This is a genomic window from Thioalkalivibrio sp. XN279, from assembly GCF_011089885.1.
Lineage (GTDB): Bacteria > Pseudomonadota > Gammaproteobacteria > Steroidobacterales > XN24 > XN24.
Map to the genome: position 1 here is coordinate 1 of NZ_JAANBD010000028.1, position 22,583 is coordinate 22,583.

Annotated in this window: 24 protein-coding genes; 5 read left to right on the forward strand and 19 right to left on the reverse strand. The window is 69.6% G+C overall.

Going from position 1 to position 22,583, the window contains the following annotated elements; genetic code table 11:
• Positions 1-740 (reverse strand): ComEC/Rec2 family competence protein (locus G8346_RS09640; RefSeq protein ID WP_166050679.1); only part of this gene is annotated, 740 nt, incomplete at its 3' end.
• Positions 741-796: 56 nt separating this feature from the next.
• Here G8346_RS09640 and G8346_RS09645 point away from each other — a divergent pair.
• Positions 797-1,333 carry a DUF2062 domain-containing protein gene (locus tag G8346_RS09645; RefSeq protein WP_166050681.1) on the forward strand — a complete coding sequence of 179 codons (537 nt, stop codon included), beginning with the start codon at positions 797-799 and terminating at the stop codon, positions 1,331-1,333.
• Here G8346_RS09645 and lolD read toward each other — a convergent pair.
• Genes lolD through G8346_RS09660 form a run of 3 tightly spaced genes read right to left on the reverse strand, consistent with a single transcriptional unit; the run spans position 1,318 to position 4,505 of the window.
• A complete protein-coding gene (gene lolD, locus G8346_RS09650; protein ID WP_166050683.1) occupies positions 1,318-2,025 on the reverse strand; it encodes a lipoprotein-releasing ABC transporter ATP-binding protein LolD in 708 nt (235 codons plus the stop codon). The two genes, G8346_RS09645 and lolD, sit on opposite strands and share 16 nt — an antisense overlap.
• A complete protein-coding gene (locus G8346_RS09655) occupies positions 2,018-3,265 on the reverse strand; it encodes a lipoprotein-releasing ABC transporter permease subunit (protein ID WP_166050685.1) in 1,248 nt (415 codons plus the stop codon). Before G8346_RS09655 ends, lolD begins: the two co-directional genes overlap by 8 nt.
• Positions 3,258-4,505, reverse strand: a complete 1,248-nt coding sequence (locus tag G8346_RS09660) for a lipoprotein-releasing ABC transporter permease subunit (protein WP_166050687.1) — start codon at positions 4,503-4,505, stop codon at positions 3,258-3,260. The genes G8346_RS09655 and G8346_RS09660 overlap by 8 nt, the downstream gene beginning before the upstream one ends.
• A 105-nt stretch (positions 4,506-4,610) precedes the next feature.
• On the opposite strand from G8346_RS09660, the gene G8346_RS09665 reads away from it, so the two are divergent.
• From G8346_RS09665 to G8346_RS09680, 4 genes are read left to right on the forward strand one after another with little or no spacing between them, the layout of a single operon-like run.
• The gene (locus tag G8346_RS09665) at positions 4,611-4,907 is read left to right on the forward strand and encodes a hypothetical protein (RefSeq protein WP_166050689.1); all 297 of its coding nucleotides are present in this window, start codon (positions 4,611-4,613) and stop codon (positions 4,905-4,907) included.
• Between the two features lie 16 nt (positions 4,908-4,923).
• Positions 4,924-5,811, forward strand: coding sequence for a carbon-nitrogen hydrolase (locus G8346_RS09670; protein WP_166050691.1), 888 nt, complete (start codon positions 4,924-4,926; stop codon positions 5,809-5,811).
• Between the two features lie 6 nt (positions 5,812-5,817).
• Positions 5,818-9,318 (forward strand): transcription-repair coupling factor, encoded by a 3,501-nt coding sequence (gene mfd / locus G8346_RS09675; RefSeq protein ID WP_166050693.1) that lies wholly within the window; start codon positions 5,818-5,820, stop codon positions 9,316-9,318.
• On the forward strand, positions 9,308-10,039 hold the full coding sequence (locus tag G8346_RS09680; protein ID WP_166050695.1) for a CsiV family protein: 732 nt from the start codon (positions 9,308-9,310) through the stop codon (positions 10,037-10,039). Before mfd ends, G8346_RS09680 begins: the two co-directional genes overlap by 11 nt.
• Here G8346_RS09680 and G8346_RS09685 read toward each other — a convergent pair.
• The 15 genes from G8346_RS09685 to lepA all read right to left on the reverse strand — a co-directional run bounded on the left by G8346_RS09685 (position 9,973) and on the right by lepA (position 22,531).
• Positions 9,973-10,998 carry a diguanylate cyclase domain-containing protein gene (locus G8346_RS09685; RefSeq protein ID WP_166050697.1) on the reverse strand — a complete coding sequence of 342 codons (1,026 nt, stop codon included), beginning with the start codon at positions 10,996-10,998 and terminating at the stop codon, positions 9,973-9,975. The two genes, G8346_RS09680 and G8346_RS09685, sit on opposite strands and share 67 nt — an antisense overlap.
• Positions 10,995-11,738 carry an S-methyl-5'-thioinosine phosphorylase gene (locus G8346_RS09690; RefSeq protein ID WP_166050699.1) on the reverse strand — a complete coding sequence of 248 codons (744 nt, stop codon included), beginning with the start codon at positions 11,736-11,738 and terminating at the stop codon, positions 10,995-10,997. The genes G8346_RS09685 and G8346_RS09690 overlap by 4 nt, the downstream gene beginning before the upstream one ends.
• Positions 11,735-12,295 carry a hypoxanthine-guanine phosphoribosyltransferase gene (locus G8346_RS09695; RefSeq protein WP_166050701.1) on the reverse strand — a complete coding sequence of 187 codons (561 nt, stop codon included), beginning with the start codon at positions 12,293-12,295 and terminating at the stop codon, positions 11,735-11,737. Before G8346_RS09695 ends, G8346_RS09690 begins: the two co-directional genes overlap by 4 nt.
• A 44-nt stretch (positions 12,296-12,339) precedes the next feature.
• Complete coding sequence (gene nagZ, locus G8346_RS09700) at positions 12,340-13,386, reverse strand: beta-N-acetylhexosaminidase (RefSeq protein WP_166050703.1); 1,047 nt, start codon at positions 13,384-13,386, stop codon at positions 12,340-12,342.
• On the reverse strand, positions 13,383-13,883 hold the full coding sequence (locus G8346_RS09705; protein WP_166050705.1) for a L,D-transpeptidase: 501 nt from the start codon (positions 13,881-13,883) through the stop codon (positions 13,383-13,385). Before G8346_RS09705 ends, nagZ begins: the two co-directional genes overlap by 4 nt.
• Before the next feature lie 7 nt (positions 13,884-13,890).
• Positions 13,891-15,213 carry a 23S rRNA (uracil(1939)-C(5))-methyltransferase RlmD gene (rlmD, locus tag G8346_RS09710; RefSeq protein ID WP_166050707.1) on the reverse strand — a complete coding sequence of 441 codons (1,323 nt, stop codon included), beginning with the start codon at positions 15,211-15,213 and terminating at the stop codon, positions 13,891-13,893.
• Positions 15,210-15,983 carry a 3'-5' exonuclease gene (locus G8346_RS09715; protein ID WP_166050709.1) on the reverse strand — a complete coding sequence of 258 codons (774 nt, stop codon included), beginning with the start codon at positions 15,981-15,983 and terminating at the stop codon, positions 15,210-15,212. Before G8346_RS09715 ends, rlmD begins: the two co-directional genes overlap by 4 nt.
• Positions 15,980-16,366: a holo-ACP synthase gene (gene acpS / locus G8346_RS09720; RefSeq protein ID WP_166050711.1), complete on the reverse strand. Its 387-nt coding sequence runs from the start codon at positions 16,364-16,366 to the stop codon at positions 15,980-15,982. The genes G8346_RS09715 and acpS overlap by 4 nt, the downstream gene beginning before the upstream one ends.
• Positions 16,363-17,100: a pyridoxine 5'-phosphate synthase gene (gene pdxJ / locus G8346_RS09725; protein WP_166050713.1), complete on the reverse strand. Its 738-nt coding sequence runs from the start codon at positions 17,098-17,100 to the stop codon at positions 16,363-16,365. The genes acpS and pdxJ overlap by 4 nt, the downstream gene beginning before the upstream one ends.
• An 84-nt stretch (positions 17,101-17,184) precedes the next feature.
• Entirely contained in the window at positions 17,185-17,892 is a 708-nt protein-coding gene (gene recO / locus G8346_RS09730; protein WP_370520589.1) for a DNA repair protein RecO, read from the reverse strand.
• Between the two features lie 5 nt (positions 17,893-17,897).
• The gene (gene era, locus G8346_RS09735; RefSeq protein WP_166050715.1) at positions 17,898-18,803 is read right to left on the reverse strand and encodes a GTPase Era; all 906 of its coding nucleotides are present in this window, start codon (positions 18,801-18,803) and stop codon (positions 17,898-17,900) included.
• A complete protein-coding gene (gene rnc, locus G8346_RS09740; protein ID WP_166050717.1) occupies positions 18,796-19,470 on the reverse strand; it encodes a ribonuclease III in 675 nt (224 codons plus the stop codon). Before rnc ends, era begins: the two co-directional genes overlap by 8 nt.
• A complete protein-coding gene (locus G8346_RS09745) occupies positions 19,467-19,832 on the reverse strand; it encodes a DUF4845 domain-containing protein (RefSeq protein WP_255454000.1) in 366 nt (121 codons plus the stop codon). Before G8346_RS09745 ends, rnc begins: the two co-directional genes overlap by 4 nt.
• 56 nt (positions 19,833-19,888) lie before the next feature.
• The gene (gene lepB, locus G8346_RS09750; protein ID WP_166050722.1) at positions 19,889-20,650 is read right to left on the reverse strand and encodes a signal peptidase I; all 762 of its coding nucleotides are present in this window, start codon (positions 20,648-20,650) and stop codon (positions 19,889-19,891) included.
• A 72-nt stretch (positions 20,651-20,722) separates the two neighbouring features.
• Positions 20,723-22,531, reverse strand: a complete 1,809-nt coding sequence (gene lepA, locus G8346_RS09755) for a translation elongation factor 4 (RefSeq protein WP_240901429.1) — start codon at positions 22,529-22,531, stop codon at positions 20,723-20,725.
• Positions 22,532-22,583: the final 52 nt, after the last annotated feature.

The window sequence follows — 22,583 nt, forward strand, 5'->3', positions numbered from 1 at the left end:
GCCGCAAACCCGCCGGCGCCGGCCACCAGTCCCACGTGCAGGCCGGAGATCGCCAGCAGGTGGCCGGTGCCGGTAGCGGCCAGGGCCTCGCGCGTGCCGGCGTCCAGCCCGCCGCGGAAACCGAGGGTGATGGCCGTGAGCACGGCGGCCGACTCGGCGTCGCCGACGATTTCCTGGATGTGGCTCGCAGCGCGGCCGCGCCAGCGCAGCAGCCGATCAGCCGCGGCGTCGAGACGTTGCCCGGCGGCTGTGCCGCTGGCGTAGCCGGTGACGGTGATCCCCTGGCGCAGCAACCATGATTCCCGGCTGCTGCTGCCGGTGTTGAGCAGGCCGCGCGGGCGCTGCACCTTGGCCGCGAAGCGCCAGCGCTCGCCCGGCGCCGGCAGTTCCTGTCCTTCGAACCAGGACAGCCTCAGGCGCCCGCGCAATTCCGCGGGTTGCTCGAGGCGCAGCGTGAGCACGACGCGCCGCTGCTCTCGCCGCGGCAGGTCGTCGACCACGCCGACCAGCACCAGGCGCTGGCCGTCGAGCGCAGGTTCGAGGCGCTGCGCCAGGCCCTGGTCCAGGGCGACGGCCGCCAGCGTGAGACCGAAACCGAGCCCTGCCGCCAGCCAGCGGCCGCGCCACGCGACCGCGACGGCCACCAGTAACATGGCCGGCGCGAGCCACGCGGGCGCCGGCCCGAACACATGCAGCACGAGCCACGCGCCGCCCAGCATGCCGAGGCCAAACACGGGCATGGCCGTGCCGGGCGCTGCTACGTGATAATGCGACGAGAATTTCTCGACGAGTGGCAATGCCCCGAAATCTCCTCAACCGGGTGCTCCCGGCGCGCGCACGGCTCCGCGAACAGTGGTTCCTGCGCCCGTTCAATGCCTTGCTGCACGACCCGGCGCTCTGGGCCACCCATCGTAAAAACGTGCTCAAGGCCTTGGCAGTGGGCCTTTTTGCCAGTTTCCTGCCGATACCCGGGCAAACCGTGCTGGCAACGCTGGTAGCGTTGTGGCTCAGGGTCAATCTCCCGGTGGCCGTGCTGGCCTCGTGGTTCGCCAATCCCGTCACCATCGGCCCGATGTACTACGCCTGTTACCGCCTCGGCTCCTGGCTGCTCGAACGCAAGCCCGGCGGCTTCCCGGAAGCAGTCACCTTCGAATGGCTGTGGAGCGAGATCGGACGGGTCTGGCAGCCGCTGCTGCTGGGTTGCCTGGTGCTCGGGACCGTGGTGACCGCCTTCTCGGTACTGCTGCTGAACCAGGTATGGATTCGCATGTCGCGCCGGCGCTTTCGCGACCGGCGGCACTTCCACCCCTGGCGCCGTCAGCCGCCCGCCTGAACCTCTCGGGGCGGCTGCAGCCGGCCGTCATAGAGTTCCACGACCCTGCCCATGCGATGCGCCAGGGCAAGGTCGTGGGTGACCACCACCAGCGCCGTGCCGAGTTCGCGATTCAGCTCCAGCATGAGCTCGAACACCGTGTTGCCGGTGCGCGCGTCGAGGTTGCCCGTGGGTTCGTCGGCGAGCACGACCGCCGGCCGCGTGATCAGGGCCCGCGCCACGGCCGCGCGCTGGCGCTCACCCCCGGAGAGCTTGGCCGGGCGATGGTCCAGGCGCGCGCCGAGCCCGACGCGCCCGAGCAGGTCGGCCGCGGCTGCCTTCGCCTTCGGCACGTCCATGCCGCGAATAAGCAGCGGCATCGCCACGTTCTCCAGCGCGGAAAATTCGGGCAGCAGGTGATGGAACTGGTACACGAAACCCAGCGCCTCGTTGCGCAGCCGTCCGCGTTGCGCGTCGTTCAGGGTAGAGAGGTCCCGTCCCTGCACGCGCACTGCACCGCTGGTCGGCAGGTCGAGGCCGCCGAGCAGCTGCAGCAAAGTGGTCTTGCCGGAGCCGCTGGCGCCGACGATGGCGAGGCGGTCGCCGGCCCGGACCTCGAGCTCCACGCCGTTCAGCACGTCGACGACGTTCGCGCCTTCGACGAAGCGCTTGCACAGCGCATGGCAGGCGAGAACGGTTGCGGGCTCACTCATGTCGCAAGGCCTCCGCCGGCTGGCTGCGCGCCGCGCGCCACGCCGGATAGATGGTCGAGAGCACCGTCAGCACGAAGGCCGTGCCACAGATGCGCCAAAGGTCGCCGACGCGCAGTTCCGCCGGCAGGTCGCTCATGAAATACACGTCGGGCGCGAGAAAGGTCGTGCCCACCAGCGCTTCCAGCACATGCACCAGTTGCTCCACGTTCAGGGCCAGCAGCATGCCGAGGCCGAGCCCGGCCAGGGTGCCGACGGCGCCTATGAGCGTGCCCTGGATGATGAACACGGTCATGATCCCGCCCGGCGAAGCGCCGAGAGTGCGCAGGATGGCGATGTCGCCCTGCTTGTCTTTCACCACCATGACCAGCGTGGAGACGATGTTGAAGGCGGCGACGGCGACCACCAGCAGCAGGATGGTGAACATCATCTGCTTGGAAAGCTGGATGGAACGGAAGAAATTGACGTGCTGGCGCGTCCAGTCGTTGACGTAGAAGCCGCCGCCGAGCGCGACGGCGATCTCGCGCGACAGCTCGGGCGCGCGGAACATGTCCTCCAGCGTCACGCGCAGGCCGGTGACCTTGTCACCCGTGCGCCACAGCCGCGCGGCATCGTCCAGGTGTACGAACGCCAGGCTGCGGTCGAAGTCGTACATGCCGGCCTCGAACACCCCGCCCACGGTGAAGCGCCGCAGCCGCGGCACCACGCCGGCCGGCGTCACCATGCCCTGGGAGATGGCGAGCACGACCTGGTCGCCGACGCCAACGCCCAACTCCCGCGCCAGCGCGCTGCCGAGCAGGATGTTCCAGCGGCCCGCCGAGAGCGCATCCAGCGAGCCGGCCACCAGCAACGACTCCAGCCCCGACACGCGGCGTTCCTGCTCCGGCAGGATGCCGCGCACCAGCGCGCCGCTCACGGCTTCGCCCTGCAGCAACATGCCCTCGCCCTGCACATAGGGCGCGGACGCCGTCACCTCGGGCACGGCTTCCACTTCCGCCGCCACTGCGCGCCAGTCCGCGATGCCGTCGCCGAACCCTTCCAGCGAGGCATGCGCGGCCAGCGACAGGATGCGCGTGCGCAGCTCGCTCTCGAAGCCGTTCATCACCGACAGCACGACGATCAGCACCGCGACGCCGACCGCCACGCCGAGAATGGAAATCGCCGAGATGAAGGAGACGAAGCGGTTGTGCGTGCGTGCGCGCAGGTAGCGCGTGCCGACCAGCCAGCGCCAGCGGCTACTCATAGCGCAACGCCTCCGCCGGCTCGGTGCGCGCGGCGCGCAGCGAGGGATAGAGCGTGGACAGCAGGCACAGCACCAGGGCGATCCCGGTCACCACCGAGACCTGCCCCCAGCGCAACTCCGAGGGCAGCCGGGAGATGTAGTACACGTCCGCCGGCAGCAGGCTGAAGCCGAACACCGACTCCAGCGCCGGCATGATACTGCCGGCGTTGATCGCCAGGGGCACCCCGAGCCCAACGCCGAGCAGGGTGCCGACGCAACCGATGAGCGCACCCTGCACGACGAAGATGCGCATCACGCTCCCCGGCGGCAGGCCCATGGTGCGCAGGATGGCGATCTCCGCGCGCTTGTCGCCGACGACCATCACCAGCGTGGCGACGATATTGAAGGCCGCGACGGCGATGACCAGCGACAGGATCAGCGTCATCATGGTCTTTTCGATGCGCACCGCACGGAAGTAGCTGGCATTCTCCCCGGTCCAGTCGCGCGCCTCGTAGCCCGGGCCCAGCGCTGCCGCCAGCCTGCGCGTCACTTCCGGTGCGGCGAACAGGTCGGCAAAGCGCAGGCGCAGGCCCGAGACCTCGCCGGGCCGACCGCGTGCCGCGGCGGCATCCTCCAGGTGGGCCAGTGCCAGCGTGCCGTCCTGCTCCTCCATGCCGACCTCGAACAGGCCGACCACGGTGAAGCGCCGCATGCGCGGCACCAGGCGGGTGCCGCCGTCCACGCCCGCCGGCACCAGCAGGCTCACGGCATCGCCCAGCCCGACCTGCAGGCGCGCAGCGAGCAGGCGGCCCAGCAGCAGCGCATCGCTGCCCGGCTGGAGCGCTTCCAGGCTGCCGCCCAACAGGTGCTGGTCCACTTCCGAGACCGCGCCCTCCAGCGCCGGGTCAATGCCCCGCAGCAGCGTGCCTTTCAGGCGTCCCTCGCTGGAAAGCATCGCCTGCACCTCGACGAACGGCGCCGCCCCGGTGACGCCGGGCATGGCTTTGACCTGCGCCAGCGGGCCGCGCCAGTCCTCGAGGCCGCCGCCGGGTGCAGTCACCACGCCGTGCGCACTGAGGTTGAGCAGCCGCCCGCGCAGCTCCTGCTCGAAGCCGTTCATCACCGACAACACCACGATCAGGGCGGCCACGCCGACGGCGACGCCGAGCAGCGAGACCAGCGAGATGAACGACACGAAGCGGCTCGCCCGCCGGGCGCGCAGGTAGCGCAGGCCGATACAGATTTCCAGCGGACGAAACATGGCGCGCCATTAAATCACAGCCCGGGACGCAAAATGAGACATTGATGCCGACTGCAACCGGCCCGCGGTGGTATATTCTGTGCGTCAAACGACCGGAGCCGCGCCATGTCCAAGACGCTTTTCGCACTGGCCATCATCAGCCTGCTGGGTGCACTCCCCGCGGCACGGGCCGACGTGCTGATCATTGAGAAGCTCGAGGCCGAGAAGATCGAGATGCCCGTACGCGGCGCCACGATGCAGCGCGTACAGCAGGTCTTCGGCGCGCCGCAGAGCGTCTCGGGTCCCGTCGGCGAGCCCCCGATCACGCGCTGGAATTACGACAAGTTCGTCGTGGTGTTCGAACACAACCGCGTCATTCACAGCGTCGCGAGGCATGACCGGCCGCCGCGGCCCGCGAACTGAGCCCGCTGTCCCGCCTATGTCCTCCAGCACCCTGAAAACCGGGCTGGTCCAGCACGCCGTCGGCGCGGACCTGGCCGCCACTCGCGCCCTGACCGAGGCCGGCGTCCGTGACGCCGCCGCGCGCGGCGCGCGCCTCGTGCTCCTGCAGGAGCTGCACCAGAGCAGCTATTTCTGCAAGGTGGAGGATCCCGAGCTGTTCGACCTGGCGGAACCCATCCCGGGGCCGGGCACGGAGTGGCTCGGGCGCCTGGCCGCCGAGCTCTCGGTGGTCATCGTCGGCTCGCTGTTCGAGCGGCGCGCCGCCGGCATCTATCACAACACGGCGGTGGTGCTCGAGTCGGACGGGCGCCTTGCGGGGCGCTATCGCAAGGCCCACATCCCTGACGACCCGGCCTATTACGAGAAATTCTTCTTCACCCCCGGCGACGACGACCTGCGCCCCATCGAGACCTCGGTAGGACGCCTCGGGGTCCTGGTGTGCTGGGACCAGTGGTACCCGGAGGCCGCGCGCCTGATGGCACTGGCCGGCGCGGACATGCTCCTCTACCCCACCGCCATCGGGCGCTCCGCAGAAGATCCCCCGGAAGAGCAGCGCCGCCAGCAGGACGCCTGGGAGACCGTGCAGCGGGGCCACGCCGTGGCCAACGGCTTGCCGGTGCTGGCCTGCAACCGCGTGGGCTTCGAGCACGACCCCTCCGGCGCCACCAGGGGCATCACCTTCTGGGGCAACAGCTTCGCCTGCGGCCCCCAGGGCGAAGTGCTGGCGCGGGCCGGAGACACGCCGGAAACCCTGGTCGTGGACCTCGACCTGCAGCGTTCGGAGCGCGTGCGCCGCATGTGGCCCTTCCTGCGCGACCGGCGCATCGACGCCTACGGCGACCTGCTGCTGCGCTACCGGGACTGAGCAGGCATGAAGACTGCCTGGAAACACCTGCCCTTACCCGAGGCAGCCGGCCCGCCGTTGCCGTGGGGCCAGCTCTACGGCGCTGCACCCGCCCTCGCCGTCGCGGAGGCCGCACGCCACCACCCCGGGCCCGTGCTGGTGCTGGCCCGGTCCCCGCGGCAGGCGGACCAGCTCGCCGCGGAGATCGCTTTCTTCGCCGGCAGCGATTACGACGTCATGCTGCTGCCGGACGCCGAGACCCTGCCGTGGGACGCGTTCTCGCCCCATCCCGACATCACCTCGCGGCGCCTGGCCACGCTGGCGCGGCTGCCGGGGCTGAAACGCGGCGTGGTGGTGGCCGCCAGCCAGGGCCTGCTGCAGCGCCTGCCGCCCCCGGCCTGGACCGCCACGCAGGGGCTCGAAGTGCGCGTCGGGGATGCGCTGGATCCCACCCTGCTGCGGCAGCAGTTGCAGGATGCCGGCTACCTGGCGGTGCCGCAGGTCAGCGAGCATGGCGAGTTCGCATTACGCGGCTCGCTGCTCGATCTCTACCCGATGGGCAGCGAGCTCCCTTATCGCATCGACCTGTTCGACGACACCGTGGACTCCATCCGGCGCTTCGATCCCGCCACCCAGCGGTCGCTGGACAAGCTGGAAAACATCCGCCTGCTGCCCGGGCGCGAGTACCCCTTCTCCGCGGAGGCGATCCGGGTCTTCCGCGAGCGCTTTCGTGAGCGCTTTCCGGGCGACCCGTCGCGCGTCGGCCTGTATCGCGACATCGGCGAGGGCATCGCCGCAGGTGGCCTCGAGTACTATCTGCCGCTGTTCTTCGCGACGCTCGCGAGCCTGCCGGACTATCTGCCGCCCAGCACACTCGTGGTCGAGGCCGAACCTGCCGAGGGCGTCCTGGAACAGGCCTGGGCGGGCGCACTCGAGCGCCACGGGCAGCTGGCCCATGACATCGAGCGTCCCATCCTGGACCCGGAGGAGGTGTTCCTGCCGCCCGCGGAGCTGCTCAGCCGCCTGCGCGAACTCCCCGCCATCGAACTGGCTCCGTTCAAGCAGGCCGGCGGCGGGCACGACCTGGGCACGGCGGCGCCGCCCGCGCTGAAGCTGGATCCGCGCGCTGCCGAGCCGGCGCGGGCGTTGCTGGATTTCCTGCTCGGCTTCGACGGGCGCGTGCTGTTCACGGCTGAATCCCCCGGTCGACGCGAAATGCTGCGCGGCATGCTGGGCGGGCACGGCATCGCCACTGCGTCCTGCGATGGCTGGGACGCCTTTCTCCAGGGCGCAGAGCCGCACGGCCTGGCCATCGCTCCGCTGGAGGAAGGCCTGCTGCTCCCTGGTGCCGGGCTGGCCGTCATCGCCGAGTCCCAGCTCTTCGGCGAGCGCGTGCGCCAGCGCGCCCGGCGCAAGCGCGGCGCGCGCGATCCGGAAGCCGTCATCCGGGAGCTGTCCGACCTGCGCGCGGGCGCCCCCGTGGTGCACGTCGATTATGGCGTCGGCCGCTACCTCGGCCTGGTCACGCTCGATGTGCAGGACCGGCGCGCAGAGTTCCTCGCCCTGGAATACGCGGGCGGCGACAAGCTCTATGTCCCGGTGCATTCACTCGACCTCATCAGCCGTTACACCGGCGCGTCGCCGGATGCGGCGCCGTTGCACCGCCTCGGCGGCGACCAGTGGCAGAAGGCCAGGCGCCGCGCCGCCGAGAAAGTCCGCGACGTGGCTGCCGAACTGCTCGACCTGCATGCACGCCGCGCCGCGCGCCGTGGACACGGCTTCGCCCTGGCCGAGCAGGACTATGCGGCGTTCCGCGATGCATTCCCCTTCGACGAGACCCCGGACCAGCGCGACGCCATCGATGCCGTGATCGCGGACATGACCACGGCGCAGCCGATGGACCGGGTGATCTGCGGGGACGTCGGCTTCGGCAAGACCGAAGTGGCGCTGCGGGCGGCGTTCGTGGCCGTACAGGACGGGCGCCAGGTCGCCATGCTGGTGCCCACCACGCTGCTCGCGCAACAACATTTCCAGACCTTCGCCGATCGCTTTGCCGACTGGCCCGTGCGCGTGGAGGCGCTGTCGCGCTTCCGCTCACCCAAGGAGGTGGAGCGTGTCGTCGAGGGCCTCGCCTCCGGCGCCGTCGACGTCGTCATCGGCACGCACAAGCTGCTGCAACACACGGTGCGCTTCAAGAACCTGGGCCTGGTGATCATCGACGAGGAGCATCGTTTCGGTGTGCGCGACAAGGAGCGGCTCAAGGCGCTGCGGGCGGAGGTCGATGTGCTGACGCTGACCGCCACGCCGATCCCGCGCACCATGAACATGGCCCTCGGCGGCCTGCGCGACCTGTCGATGATCACCACGCCGCCCACCGAGCGGCTCGCGGTGCAGACTTTCGTCACCGAGTGGAAAGACGACCTGGTGCGCGAGGCCTGCCTGCGCGAGATCCGGCGCGGCGGGCAGGTCTATTTCCTGCACAACGAGGTGCAGACCATCGAGGACGCGGCGCGCAAGCTGGGCGAGCTGGTGCCGGAAGCACGTATCCGCGTGGCGCACGGCCAGATGCGCGAGCGCGACCTGGAGCAGGTGATGCTCGACTTCTACCACCGGCGCTTCAACATCCTGGTGTGCACGACCATCGTCGAGAGCGGCATCGACGTGCCGACCGCGAACACCATCATCGTGCAGCGCGCCGACAAGCTCGGCCTCGCGCAGCTGCACCAGCTGCGCGGCCGCGTCGGGCGCTCGCATCACCGCGCCTATGCCTACCTGGTGACACCGCCGCGCAACGCGATCACGGCGGATGCCGCCAAGCGCCTGGAAGCCATCGAGTCCCTGGAAGACCTCGGCGCCGGCTTCACCCTGGCGACTCACGACCTGGAAATCCGCGGCGCCGGCGAGCTGCTCGGCGAGGAACAGAGCGGCCAGATCCACGAGGTGGGCTTCACCATGTACATGGAGATGTTGCAGCGGGCCGTGGAAGCGCTGCGCAGCGGAAAGGAACCCGACCTCGACCGTCCCCTGGACGCCGGCGTGGAAGTGGAGCTCGGGGTGCCTGCCCTGCTCCCGGACGACTACGTGCCCGACGTGCACCAGCGGCTGGTGCTGTACAAGCGTATCGCCGGCACCGCCGACGCGGGTGCCCTGGAGGACCTGCAGGTGGAGCTCATCGATCGCTTCGGCCTGCTGCCGCCACAGGCGCAGACCCTGTTCCGCGTCGCAGCGGTGCGCCAGCGCGCGGCGCGGCTGGGCATCCGGCGCATCGAGGCGAACTCGGCCGGCGGCAGTTTCCTGTTTCGCCAGGACACTTGCGTCGAGCCCCTGGCCCTGATCCGCCTCATCCAGTCCGACTCGCGCCGTTATCGGCTGGACGGCCAGGACAAACTGCGCTTCAATCTCGACCTGTCCGAGCCACAGGCTCGCTTCGACGCGGTGCACGCGCTGCTGGACCGGCTGGCCCCGCAGCCCGACACAGCCAGCGCAGAGGTGCCGCTCGGCCCGGGGGTACGGAAACATGTCCATTAGCAAACTTGCGCCTCGGCGTACGCATGGCCTGATCGCTGGCGCGGCCAGCTTGCTCGCCGCCATGGCGTCGCCTGGCGCAGCCCTGGCGCAGGACAAGCCGCAGTATTACCAGGTCGAAGTGGTGGTATTCCTGCAGCCCGCAGGAATCAGTGCCGAGCGCCCGCCGCTGCCCGCCATGCCGGCGGCGACCGGCGGCCCGGCCGCGGCTGATGAGTCGCCCGCGCCACAGGGCGTTGCCGCGCCGGACGGCCGGGTGGATGCGGCGCCCGAACAGTCGGTGTTGCCGCCAGGCTTCGCACCACCCCGCGCCGAGCGGTCGCTCGACGCCGCGGCCCGTGCATTGTCGCGGCGTGGCTACGACGTGCTCTGGCACCAGGCCTGGGTGCAGCCGCCAGCACAGCGCCAGGGGTCCGACCTGGCGCTGCTGGCCGCACTGGGCCAGGGCCCGGCGCAACCTGGCCTGACCGGATCCGTCAGCCTAAGTACCGGGCGTTTCCTGCATCTCGGCGTGGCACTCGAATGGCAGGTCGACGGCGCGCTCGCGGCAAAGATGGACCAGCGTCGCCGTATTCGTCCCGATGCAGAGCATTATTTCGACCATCCGCGACTCGGTGTGCTCGCGGTCATCCGGCGAGTCGACCAGTCCGGGGTCGATCAGTCGGAATCTGCGCTTTCTCCCGCTGCGGACGTCGCGTCCCCGGCCTCTGCATCCAGTCCATAGTCCTGCACCACCACCTGCTCGACCCCGTGTTCCTGCGCCTCGGCGAGGGTCGTGCGGCCCATCTCCAGCAACGCACGCCAATCGTGTGCCTGTGCCGGCAGGGCATGGATCACGGCCGCGCTCAGGCTGAGGTTGCTGACGCGCGGCGCGCGCGGGTTGCGGATCGCCAGGGCGCGGACGCGCTCACACACCTGTGCGGCGTGACGCTCGATCACTTCTCGAGGCATGTCCACGCCGATCGCAGCAAACCTGGCGTCGCCGATCCGGGCTGAAACGTCCGTGGTGCGCCGGAAGGCACCCGCCACGGCATGGGCCACCATGCGCAGGCAGGAGTCGCCGGTGACCTTGCCGAACGTCTCCAGATAGACGTCGAAATAGTCGGGCGCAAAAAGGAACAGCGTCAGGGCACGGCGGTCGCGGGCACAGGAGAACCACGCCAGCTCCAGGGCCAGCTCGAAGGCATGCGACGCCTGCAGGCCGGTCAGGCGGTCCACCGTGTCCGCATCTTCGAGCCGGCGCTGGGCGAACTCTGCCCGCGCATCGTGGCGGCCCAGGAGCATCGCCATTTCGCGCTCCGCCGACACGTCGCGGGCGAACGCCAGCCACCAGGGGTGATCTGCCGCATCGAGCACGGGTTCCAGCCGCAGGCTGCACCAGTACAGCGTGCCATCGGGACGATAGCAGCGCAGCAGGGCGCTGCAGCCGTCGGTGCCGGCAACCGCGGCCTGCAGCTCGGCCAGGCCCGGTTGTTCCCGGTCCGTACCGCAGATCACCCACAGCGCATTGCCGGCCAGTTCTGCGCGCCCGAAGCCCGTCATGCGGGCGAAGGCCGGGTTCAGCCACTGCATCGAGGCACGCGCTCCGTCAGCCGCGAGCACCGCGACGCCCTCCCCGGCATGCTCCAGCGCCGGCAGGGCCAGCCCCGCGGGCAGGGCACCAGTGGCGGGTCGCCCGCTCAAGATGTCGCCCCCGCGCCCAGCGCCGCCTCGATCAGTCGTCGCGCCGCCGCCATGCCGGTCTGCACCCAGGCCTCGAGTTCGGTGTGAATGTCCCCGCCGCGCCCGGCCGCCCAGTTCACCACGACGGCGCAACAGGCATACTCGAGCTTGAGCTCGCGCGCCAGCGCGGCCTCCGGCATGCCGGTCATACCGACGATGTCGCAGCCGTCACGCTCCAAACGATCGATTTCCGCGGCCGTCTCGAGCCGCGGCCCCTGCGTGGCGGCGTAGGTGCCGCCGTCACGCGGCTCGATGCCGGCCGCCGCGCCCGCCCACAGCAGCCATTCGCGCACGGTGTCAGAGTAGGGCGCAGTGAAGTCGACATGCTCGAGCGGCATGGCCGTGCCGTCGCAATAGCTGTGCGCGCGTCCCCAGCTGTAGTCGATCAACTGGTCCGGAACGACCAGCGTACCCGGCGCGCAGTCGGCACTGATGCCGCCGACGGCATTCACGGCGATGACCCGGCGTACTCCGGCGTCTCGCAGCGCCCAGACGTTGGCGCGGTAGTTGATGGCGTGCGGCGCAATATCGTGGTCGCGCCCGTGCCGCGCCAGGAAGACCACGGGCATGCCGGCATAGCGCCCCCTGACCAGGGGCGCGGACGGCTCGCCCCAGGGCGTCACCGCGCGCTCCTCGCGCTCGATCTCCAGCCCCGCCAGCTGCGCCATGCCGGTACCGCCGATGATGCCCGTAGGGATCATCCGTGGTCGTCCTCCGCGGCCAGCGCGTACACACCCTGGTGCTGCCGATGGTGCTCGTGGAAATCCATGCCGCAACCGAACAGGTAGCGATCCTCCAGTTTCATGCCCACGTAGTCCGCCTGCATGTTCTTGTAGCGACGCGGATGCTGCTTGTCGATCAGCACCGCACTGCGCACCTGGGTGGCGCCGCGATCACGACAATCCTCGAGGATGGCGTCCAGCGTGTAGCCCTCGTCGAGGATGTCGTCCACCACCAGGACGCTGCGGCCGCGCAAGGAGGTGCGCGGCCGGGCAACCCACTCCAGCTCGGCGATGCCGCGCGTACCACCCTGGTACCGGGTGGCGTGCACGTAGTCGAGTTGCAACGGGAACGCGAGCCGCTGCAACAGCCAGGCCGTGGGGAGCAGGCCGCCGACCATGACCGCCAGCACCACCGGGTCGTGCTCGCCGAGGTCACGCCGGATTTCGACCGCCATCTCGTCCAGTGCCTGCGCCACCCTGGCCGGGTCCGCGAGCAGGTCGGCCCGCGCCAGGATCGCATCGTAGTTCTCACGCATCGCTCATCCCTCGGTTTGCTTGCCGCGGCGGCGCGCGGCGTCCTTCAGTCCCCTTCCAGCACCAGCCTCGGCCGCTCGTCCTCGAACTCCCGCACCAGCGCTTCGGTGCGGCGCCACTCTGGCGACGCCTGCAACTCGCCTTCGAGCGTGTTGCGCCCGCGCAGGCGCGCCAGGCGCAGGTGCCCTGCCGGCTCGTACCAGTCGCCCAGCGCCTCGACCACGGCCACCGCGGCAGGGCGATCGTTGCACACCAGGACGACGTCGCAACCAGCCTCCAGCGCGAGCTTAGCGCGTTCCGGCGGCGTACCGGCAACCGCGGCCCCCGCCATGGAAAGATCGTCGGAGAACACTGCGCCCTGGAAGCGCAGGCGGATGCGCAGCTCGTTGTGCAGCCACCAGCGCGAAAATCCGGCCGGCAACCGGTCGAGCCGCGAGTACACCACGTGCGCCACCATGACGCCGCCCAGCCCCTCCTCGATCAGGCGCTCATAGGGCCGCATGTCGTCGAGCAGGTCGGCATAAGGGCGCCGGTCTTCCGGCAGCGCGTGATGCGAGTCCGCGGCGACGCCGCCGTGTCCCGGGAAATGCTTGCCCACGGCGGCCATGCCCGCGCGCCGCATGCCGGCGGCGAAACGCCCGGCCAGGCGCGCCACGACCTCCGGATCGCGGTGAAAGGCGCGGTCGCCGATGACCTCGCTCAAGCCGTAGTCGAGATCGAGCACGGGGGCAAAACTCAGGTCCACGCCCAGCGCACGCAATTCGGCGGCCATCAGCCAGCCGCAGCGCTCTGCAAGCTGCAGGGCCTGTTCCCGTTCCAGGTCGTACTTGTGGCCCAGTGCATGCATCGCCGGCAGCGGTGTAAAGCCGTCGCGGAAACGCTGCACCCGGCCGCCCTCCTGGTCCACCGTGACGACCAGCTCGGGCTGGCGTAGTGCGTGGATCGCGGTCGTCAGGGCGCGCAATTGCTGCGCCGACTCGTAGTTGCGGCTGAACAGGATCACGCCGCCGACGTTGGGATGCGCCAGCAGCTCGCGTTCCTCGGCCGTCAGCACCGTGCCCGCGACGTCCAGCATTACCGGGCCGAGCGTCATGCCTCGCCCCCCTCGTGGATCAGCACCTCGGTGCCGGCCGGCGCCAGCTCGAACAGCTCGATGACGTCGTCGTTGCGCATGCGGATGCAGCCGTGCGAGGCGGGCACGCCCATGGGCTGGTCGTCAGGCGTGCCATGGATGTAGATGTAGCGTCGCATGGTGTCGAGCGTGCCGAGGCGATTGCGCCCGGGCTCCAGGCCGCTGAGCCACAGGATGCGGGACAGTATCCAGTCGCGCTCCGGATGCGCCCGGGCCAGCGCCGGAGACCAGATCTCACCGGTCGGGCGCCGGCCCACCAGCACGGCGCCGCGCGGCAGCCCGGCGCCGATGCGGGCGCGCACCACGTGCCGCCCTCGCGGCGTGCAGCCGCTGTCCCGGGTCTCGCCCGGCCCCTCGCGCGACGTGGAGACCGGCCAGGCCAGGCTGGCCTGGTCGGGCCGGGCCAGCGTCAGGGACTGCGCTGCGAGGTCGACGAAGATGCGCGCTGCGTCGCTCATGGCGTGCTCAGCCCCGGTCCTGGCGCTCGAACAGCGCAATGGACTCGATGTGCGCCGTGTGCGGAAACATGTCCATCACCCCCGCGCCGCTGAGGCGGTAACCGTGTTCATGCACGAGGATACCGGCATCGCGCGCCAGCGTCCCGGGATGGCACGAGACGTACACGATGCGCGCCGGTCGCAACGCCGGGACGAGGCCGAGAGCGGCCTCGGCGCCCGCTCGCGGCGGATCGAGGAGCAGCCCGTCGTAGCCACGCCGCGCCCACGGCAGCGGGCGGCAATCATCGAACAGGTTGGCGACGTGGAACTCGGCCTCGAGCCCGTTGCGCACGGCGTTGGCGCGCGCCCGCTGTACCAGCGCTGCGTCGCCCTCGACCCCGCAGACGCGTGCGCCGGCGCGGGCCAGCGCCAGGCTGAAGTTGCCGAGCCCGCAGAACAGGTCGAGCACGCCCTGCCCCGGATTGGGCGCCAGCAGTTCGACCGCACGCGCCACCGCGCGCGCATTCACGACGGCGTTGACCTGGACGAAGTCGGTCGGGAGGAACTCGAACTCGAGGTCGAATTCCTCCAGGCGGTAATGGGGCGGCGGCGCGTCCTCCGCAAGCGGCCGCGCGGTCTCGTTCCCGCCCGGCTGCAGCCAGACGTCGACGGCCCGGGTCTTGCCGAACTGCGCCAGTTGCGCCAGGTCGTCCGCGCTGGGCGGGTCCAGCACGCGGAACACCAGCACGCGGCGATCATCACCGACGGCCACCTCGACCTGCGGCACGCGGCGCGCAATGCTGAGGCTGGCGATGAGCGCCCCGATCGCCGGCAGCATGTCGCCGATACCGCCCGCGAGGACCGCGCAGCTGTCCATGTCCGCCAGCAGCGGCGCACGGCGCTCGCGGAACCCGACCAGCACGCGTCCCTTCTTGTCGACCTTGCGCACGCCGAGCCGCGCCTTGCGCCGATAGCCCCACGACGGCCCGGGGATCGGCTCCCAGCTGGCCTCCGGCACCACGCGCCCGATCCTGTGCAGGTTCTCGTGCAGGACATCCTGCTTCGCCGCCAGCTGCGCGGCAGGCGCCAGGTGCTGCAGGCTGCAGCCGCCGCAGGTACCGAAATGCGGGCACCGCGGCGTGACCCGGTCCGGTGATGGTTGCAACACCTCGAGCAGTTCGGCTTCGTCATGGCTGCGGCGCTGGCTGACCCGGCTGGCGATCACGCGTTCACCCGGCAGGGCGTCGGCCACGAACACGGTCTTGCCCTCGACCCGCGCCACGCCGCGCCCGTCGTGGGCGAGATCCAGGATCCCGACTTCGAAAGGCGTCGGATCGACCCGTCGGCTCATGCGCGACCCCAGGCCGCGAGGAACTCGAGCAGGTGTGGCCGTCCGTCCTCGCGCAACAGCGCCGCGACGAGATCGAGTTCTTGCTCGAGTTCGGCGGGCGAGCGCCGCCCGCGCATCAGCTCGAAGCGCAGGAACACCAGCCAGGTGTTAAGTACGTCTGTCTCGCAGTAGTCCCGGATGGCGTCGATGCGCCCGGCGCGCCATTCGTCCCAGACGCGGTCGCCGCTGAGCCCGATCTTGCCCGGAAACCCGAGCAGCACCGCGGCCTCGTCGAGCCGCGCCGCGCCCCGAAACTGGAAGCCCGACAGCACGTCCATCAGGTCGAGGTGCCGCCAGTGAAAACGGCTGAGGTAATTGTTGTAGCGAAAGTCGCGGTCGGCGTCGCCGGTCTCCCAGTAGCGCGTCGCGACGACGCCGTGGCGCAGGGCCCGGTAGTGCAGCACGGGCAGGTCGAAGCCGGAGCCGTTCCAGGACACCAGCTCCGGGCTGAAACGCTCGATGCCGTCGAAGAAGCGCGCCACCAGCTCGGCCTCGTCGCTGTCGGGATCTCCCAGGGTCCAGAGCTTCAGCCCCTCGCGCGAGCGCATGACGCAGGAAATGGCCACGACACGATGCTGGTGCAGCGGCAGGAAGTCGTTGCCCGACTGTTCGCGCCGACGCTGGAACATCGCCTGCGCCACGGCCTCGTCGGCGAGATCCTCGAGGCCGAGATAGCGGCGGCCGAAGTCAGTGTCGGGCACGGTCTCGATGTCGAACACCAGCGTGTTCACGACTGCGCCCTCATGAGGACGGCGAAAGCGACCACCAGTCCCGCCTCGTCGGTCAGGCTGACGTGGCCGTCGCCGATGCCCATCTGCTCGCAGAGTGCGCGCCCGCGCGCCGAATAGACGATCTCCGGCTTGCCGCGCGCATCAGCGACGATACCGACGTCGCGAATCCACATTCCGTGCCGAAAGCCGGTCCCCATGGCCTTGACGACGGCCTCCTTGCCCGCGAAACGCATCGCCAGGAAACGCGCCTTGCGCTTGTGGCGACGGTACTGCGCCTCTTCCTCCGGCAGCAACAGCCGGCGCACGAAATGCTCGCCGAAGCGCGCCAGCGTTGCCTCGACCCGGTCCAGCCGCACCATGTCCGTGCCGATGCCGAAGATCACTGCAGCCTCGCCTCGGTCATGAGCCTTTTCATCTCGATCACCGCCGTCGACAGTCCGTCGAAAATGGCGCGCGCCACGATGGCGTGACCGATGTTGAGCTCGGCGATCTCGACGATCCGCGCGATGGGCTGCACGTTGTGGTAATTCAGCCCGTGGCCGGCGTTCACCGCCAGTCCCAGCGCCGCGCCGTGGCGCGCGGCCGCGATGACCCGCTCGAGCTCGCGCTGCTGCTGCGGCTCGTCCGGCGCATCCGCATAGGCGCCCGTATGCAGCTCCACCACGGGCGCGCCCGCCGCAAGGGACGCATCGAGCTGCGCCGGCTCCGGATCGATAAACAGCGACACGCGGATGCCCGCCGCGGAGAGTCGCGCCACCGCCTCACGCACGCGCTCCAGCTGTCCGGCCACGTCCAGTCCGCCCTCGGTGGTCAGCTCCTCGCGCCGTTCCGGCACCAGGCACACGTCCCGCGGCTGCACCTCCAGCGCGATGTCGATCATTTCGTCGGTCACGGCCATTTCCAGGTTCATGCGCGTCTGCAGCACGTCCTTCATGGCGCGCAGGTCGCGATCCTGGATATGGCGCCGGTCCTCGCGCAGGTGCAGGGTGATGCAATCTGCACCCGCCTGCTCCGCCATCAGGGCCGCGTACACGGGATCGGGATAGCGCGTGCGGCGCGCCTGGCGGATCGTCGCCACGTGGTCGATGTTGACGCCGAGGGCAATGGTGTCTTTCATGCTGGCTCCCCCGCTATGGGCCTGTATTGCACATGATACGGCCTCGGCAGACTGCGGACAGTCCCCCTGGGAAACCGTGGCCGCCTAGCGACGCAACTGCGCCAGCAGCTCGCGTGTCTTCAGCGGCCGTCCGTCCAGGTGCACGTCCAGCGCCGCGCGCAGCAGCCGGCGCGCGTCCGCCAGCGCGCGGCCGTCCGGGAACTCGTCCGCGGCAAGGGCCAGCAACGAGGCGCCCAGCAGCGCACCTGTCGCATCCTCGCGGCAGGGCGCGAGGCCCGAGGCAGGCAGGTAGCTGTAGGCCTGGGCCGGATCGATCGGCTGCCCGGCGGCGTCGAAGCGCAGCTCGGGCCCGTAGCCGAGCACGTCCAGCAGCCGTTTCTCGAAACGCCGCAGCTCCGGCGCGAGCCCCTCTCCCGCGGCCAGGGCCGCCACTGCGCCCGCGTAACCTTCATACAGGCCGGGATGGGGATCCAGACGTGCGGTCAGCCGGAGCAGCAGCTCGTTGAGGTAGTACAGCCCGAGCAGGGTTTCCCCGCCGGGAAACGAAGGCAGCGTGGCCGTGTCGTTCTCTGCAGCCGTGAGCGTGCCCAGCTCGCCGCGCAGCTGCCATGACAGCAGCAAGGGCCTGAAGGGTTGCAGGATGCCCTTCATGCGGCTGCGCGGACCCCGGGCGCCGCGCGCCACCAGGCCGACGCGGCCGTGATCGCGGGAGAGCACCTCGAGCAGCAGGCTGGTGTCGCGGAAAGGCCGCTGGTGGAGAACGAAACCCGGCTCCAGCTCGACGCGCAGCACCGCGGTCAGTCGCCCTCGTAGCCGAGCCGCTTCAGGTCGGCCTCGCGCTCGGTCCAGCGCTCGCGCACCTTGACCCAGATCTCCAGGTGCACCGGGCGTCCGAACCGGGCCTTGAGCTCCAGCCGCGCCGCCTGGCCGACGGCCTTGAGCATTTCCCCGCCCTTGCCGATGACGATGGCCTTGTGCGCTTCGCGCTCGACCCAGACGATGGCGCGCACCTCGAGGCGCCGCCCCTCCTCGCTCTCGGCCAGCCGTTCGATCTCCACGGCGACCCCGTAGGGCAACTCCTCGTGCAGCCGCCGCATGAGTTTCTCGCGCACGATCTCGGCGACGTGGAAACGCTCGTCGCGATCGCTCCACTGCTCCGCCGGGAACAGCGCCGGACCCTCGGGCACCGCCGCCTCGAGCAACTGGCGCAGGCGTTCCAGGTTTTCCCCGCGCTCGGCCGAGACCGGCACAACGGCCACGAAATCCCCGCGCCCGGCGGCCTGTTCCAGCATCGGCAGCAGCGCGGCGCGCGGCTTGACCCGGTCGACCTTGTTGAGCACCAGGAACAAGGGCCGCCCCGAGGCGCGCGCGCGTGCCAGTGCGTCCTCGTCTGCATCGGTCCAGCGTCCGGCCTCGGTGACCAGCACCACCACGTCGGCGTCGGCAACCGCCGACTGCGCGCTGCGGTTCATGAAGCGGTTCAGCGCCTTGCCCTCGCGCCGGTGCATACCGGGCGTGTCGACGAACAACAGCTGTGCCTCCGGGCCGGTAGCCACCCCGACGACACGCTGGCGCGTGGTCTGCGGCCGGCTGGTGACGATGCTGACCTTGTGGCCGACCAGGGCGTTCACCAGCGTCGACTTGCCGACGTTGGGACGGCCGACGACCGCCACGAACCCGCAGCGATAGGCGTCCTCAGTCATCCAGTTGCACCAGCATCGTGGCCGCAGCCGCCTGCTCCGCAGCCCGCCGACTGCGCCCGTGCCCGCTGGTCTCGGCGTCGAGTGCATCCACCCGGCAGGTCACGCTGAAGTGCTGCGCATGGTCCTCGCCCTGCACCGCATCGACGCGATAATCGGGCACGGAGAGGCCGCGGGCCTGCAGCCGTTCCTGCAGCCTGGTCTTCGGATCCTTGAGCGTCTCGTGGGGCGGCAGCTCGTCGAGCCGCGCGCCGTACAGGCACAGCACGACGGGACGCAGCGCCTCGATCCCGCCGTCCAGGTAGACGGCTCCGAGCAGCGCCTCGAGCGCATCGGCAAGGATGGAATCGCGCCGGAACCCGCCGCTCTTCAGTTCCCCCGGCCCGAGCCTGAGCCGCGCCGGGATGCCGACCTCGCGCGCCATGGGGGCCAGGGCGGTGCGCCTGACGAGGCTGGCACGCAGCCGGCTCAGGTGACCCTCCGGGGCGTCGGGCAGGCGCTGGTAGAGCGCTTCGGCAACGACCAGGCTGAGCGCCGCATCGCCGAGATATTCCAGCCGCTCATTGTGGCGGCCGCCGGCGCTGCGATGCGTCAGGGCCTGGTGCAACAACGCGGCATCCGAGAAGCGGTGGCCGAGCGCCTGCTCGAACCACCTCAGGTCATCGGTCAACGCAATACCTCGACCGACTTGTCGAAGTCGACCAGGAAATAGACGTTGGCGATGAACGGCGTGCGGCCCTCGTAGTCGGCCTGGACGCGATAGCCGTTGGCGGTGCGCTCGATCACGATATCTTTCGACTTCAGGTTGCGCACGCTCTCGATGTCGAAGCGGCGCTCGAGCGAGGTGCGGATCTGGCCCGGGCCGGCATTGCTGCCGTCGAGGTCGCGCTTCATTGCGTCCAGCGCCGAGTCGACTTTCATGTACTCCAGGTACACCGGGACCAGCCGGATGGCCGCCAGCACGAAGATTCCGGCGATCATCGCCACGATGACCATCCCGATCAGGGTCATGCCCTGTTGTTTCCTGCGCATTTCCTATCCCCCTCGCATGACGTCGCGGCCGGCGGCGCGGCCGTGTCCAGGTCGACTCATTCTATGCGGTCGCCGATACGGTGCCACAACGGACCGCCGGCTTCCGCGTCCCAGTTCATCCAGATGCGCACTGCGCGCCCCACCAGGTTCTCGGCCGGAATGTAGCCGATAATACGCCCGTCACGGCTGCAGTCGCGATTATCCCCCATCACCAGGTACTGGCCCTGTGGCACCGGCCGGTCGAGGAAAGGGCTGGCACGGTCGCGCTGCTCACCGAGGAACACCATGTGGCGGTCCCCGCCGAGCGTCTCGTACGCCACGCGGGCGTCGAACCAGAAGCCGCCGCATTCGACCTCGAGGGCTTCGCCGGTGAACTCCAGCGGCACCGGCTCGCCGTTGATCATCAGCTGCTTGTTGCGCATCGAGACCACGTCGCCCGGGGTCCCCACCACCCGCTTGATGTAATTGGTCCCCGGGTCGGACGGCAGGCGGAACACGGTGACGTCCCCCCGCTGCGGCCGACCCAGCGCCAGGATCTCGGTGTTCAGCACCGGCAGCCGCAGCCCGTAGCTGAACTTGCTGACGAAGATGAAATCGCCCACCCGCAGGGTCGGCATCATCGAGCTCGAAGGAATCCGGAAGGGTTCGTAGAGGAAAGAGCGGATCAGCAGCACCGCCAGCACGACGGGGAAGAACGAGCGGCTGAACTCGACCAGCGCCGGCTCCCGGGGCGGCTCCGCACCCTCGCCCGCCGCTGCCGCAGCCGTCGCGCGCTGGCGCCTGAGCAGGGCCACGTCGAGCGCCCAAATGAAGCCCATGGCAAAAGTCAGCAGAACTAAAATAAGAGAGAAATCCAATGCTTGTCCTCTATAGTTCGCGCGAAGTATTCGCTATTTGCGTTCCACCTGCAAGACCGAGAGGAAGGCCTCCTGGGGAATCTCCACGTTGCCGACCTGCTTCATGCGCCGCTTGCCTTCTTTCTGCTTCTCCAGCAGCTTGCGCTTGCGCGTGATGTCGCCACCATAGCACTTGGCCGTGACGTTCTTGCGCAGCGCTTTCACGCTGCTGCGCGCGATCACCTGGCCGCCGATAGCGGCCTGGATGGCGACCTCGAACATCTGCCGCGGGATGAGCTCGCGCATCTTCTCCACCACCTCGCGCCCGCGCCGGTACGCGCTCTCGCGGTGCACGATCACGGACAGGGCGTCGACCCGGTCACCGTTGACGAGGATGTCGAGCTTGGTCAGCGGCGCCGCCTGGTAGCGTTCGAAGCGATAGTCGAAGGAGGCATAGCCCCGGCTGCAGGACTTGAGCCGGTCGAAGAAGTCCAGCACCACCTCGGAGAGCGGCAGCTCGTACTCGACCTGCACCTGGCTGCCGGTGTAATGCATGCGCTTCTGTACGCCGCGTTTCTCGATGCACAGCTTGATCACTGCGCCGACGTGCTCATGCGGCACGAGAATGCTGGCGGTGATGATCGGCTCCCGAATCTCGGCCACGAGGTTGCTGCCGGGGAGGCGCGACGGGTTGTCCACTTCCAGGAGCGTGCCGTCGGTCTGCAGCACCTGGTAGACCACCGTCGGGGCGGTGGTGATCAGGTTCAGCTTGTATTCGCGCTCCAGCCGTTCCTGCACGATTTCCATGTGGAGCATGCCGAGGAAGCCGCAGCGGAAGCCGAAGCCCAGCGCGGTCGAAGTCTCCGGCTCGAAATGCAGCGCGGCGTCGTTCAGCCGCAGCTTGTGCAGCGCCTCGCGGAAATCCTCGTAGTCCTCGGAGTTGATGGGAAACAGGCCGGCGAACACGCGCGGCTGCACCTGCTTGAAGCCGGGCCACGGCTTCGGGCACGGCGCGTTGTCCAGCGTGACGGTATCGCCCACCGGCGCGCCGTCGATTTCCTTGATGCCCGCGATGAGGAAGCCGACCTGGCCGGTCCCGAGGCGCTCGCCGTCGGTCCGCTTGGGCGTGAAGATGCCCACGCGGTCTGCGTTGTGGGCGCGACCGGTGGACATGACCCGGATACGGGCGCCCTTCTCGAGCACGCCGTTCATGACGCGGACGAGCGACACCACGCCGACGTAGTTGTCGAACCAGGAGTCGATGATCAGCGCCTGCAGCGGGCCCTCCGGGTTGCCGGCCGGGGGCGGGATGCGCTGGATGATGGCCTCGAGGACGTCTTCCACGCCCTGCCCGGTCTTGGCGCTGGTCAGCACCGCCTCGTGGGCCTCAATGCCGATGATCTCCTCGATCTCGGCCTTCACTTTTTCCGGCTCAGCGGAAGGCAGGTCGATCTTGTTGATCACCGGGATCACCTCGAGCCCGGCCTCGACGGCGGTGTAGCAGTTCGCCACGCTCTGGGCCTCGACGCCCTGCGCCGCGTCCACGATCAGGATCGCGCCCTCGCAGGCCGCCAGCGAGCGCGACACCTCGTAGGAGAAATCGACGTGTCCCGGCGTGTCGATGATGTTGAGCTGGTACTCGCGCCCGTCGCGCGCCTGGTAGCGCAGCGTGACGGCCTGGGCCTTGATGGTGATCCCGCGCTCGCGCTCGATGTCCATGGAGTCCAGCACCTGGGCCGCCATCTCCCGATCGGCCAGCCCGCCGCAGACCTGTATGAACCGGTCGGCCAGCGTGGACTTGCCGTGATCGATGTGGGCGATGATGGAGAAGTTTCGGATGAGGTCCATGGGAGCACGCAGCATGCCGGCTACGTGCCGGCCGGGCATTATACCGGTCCGCGGCCCCGGCAGCGCT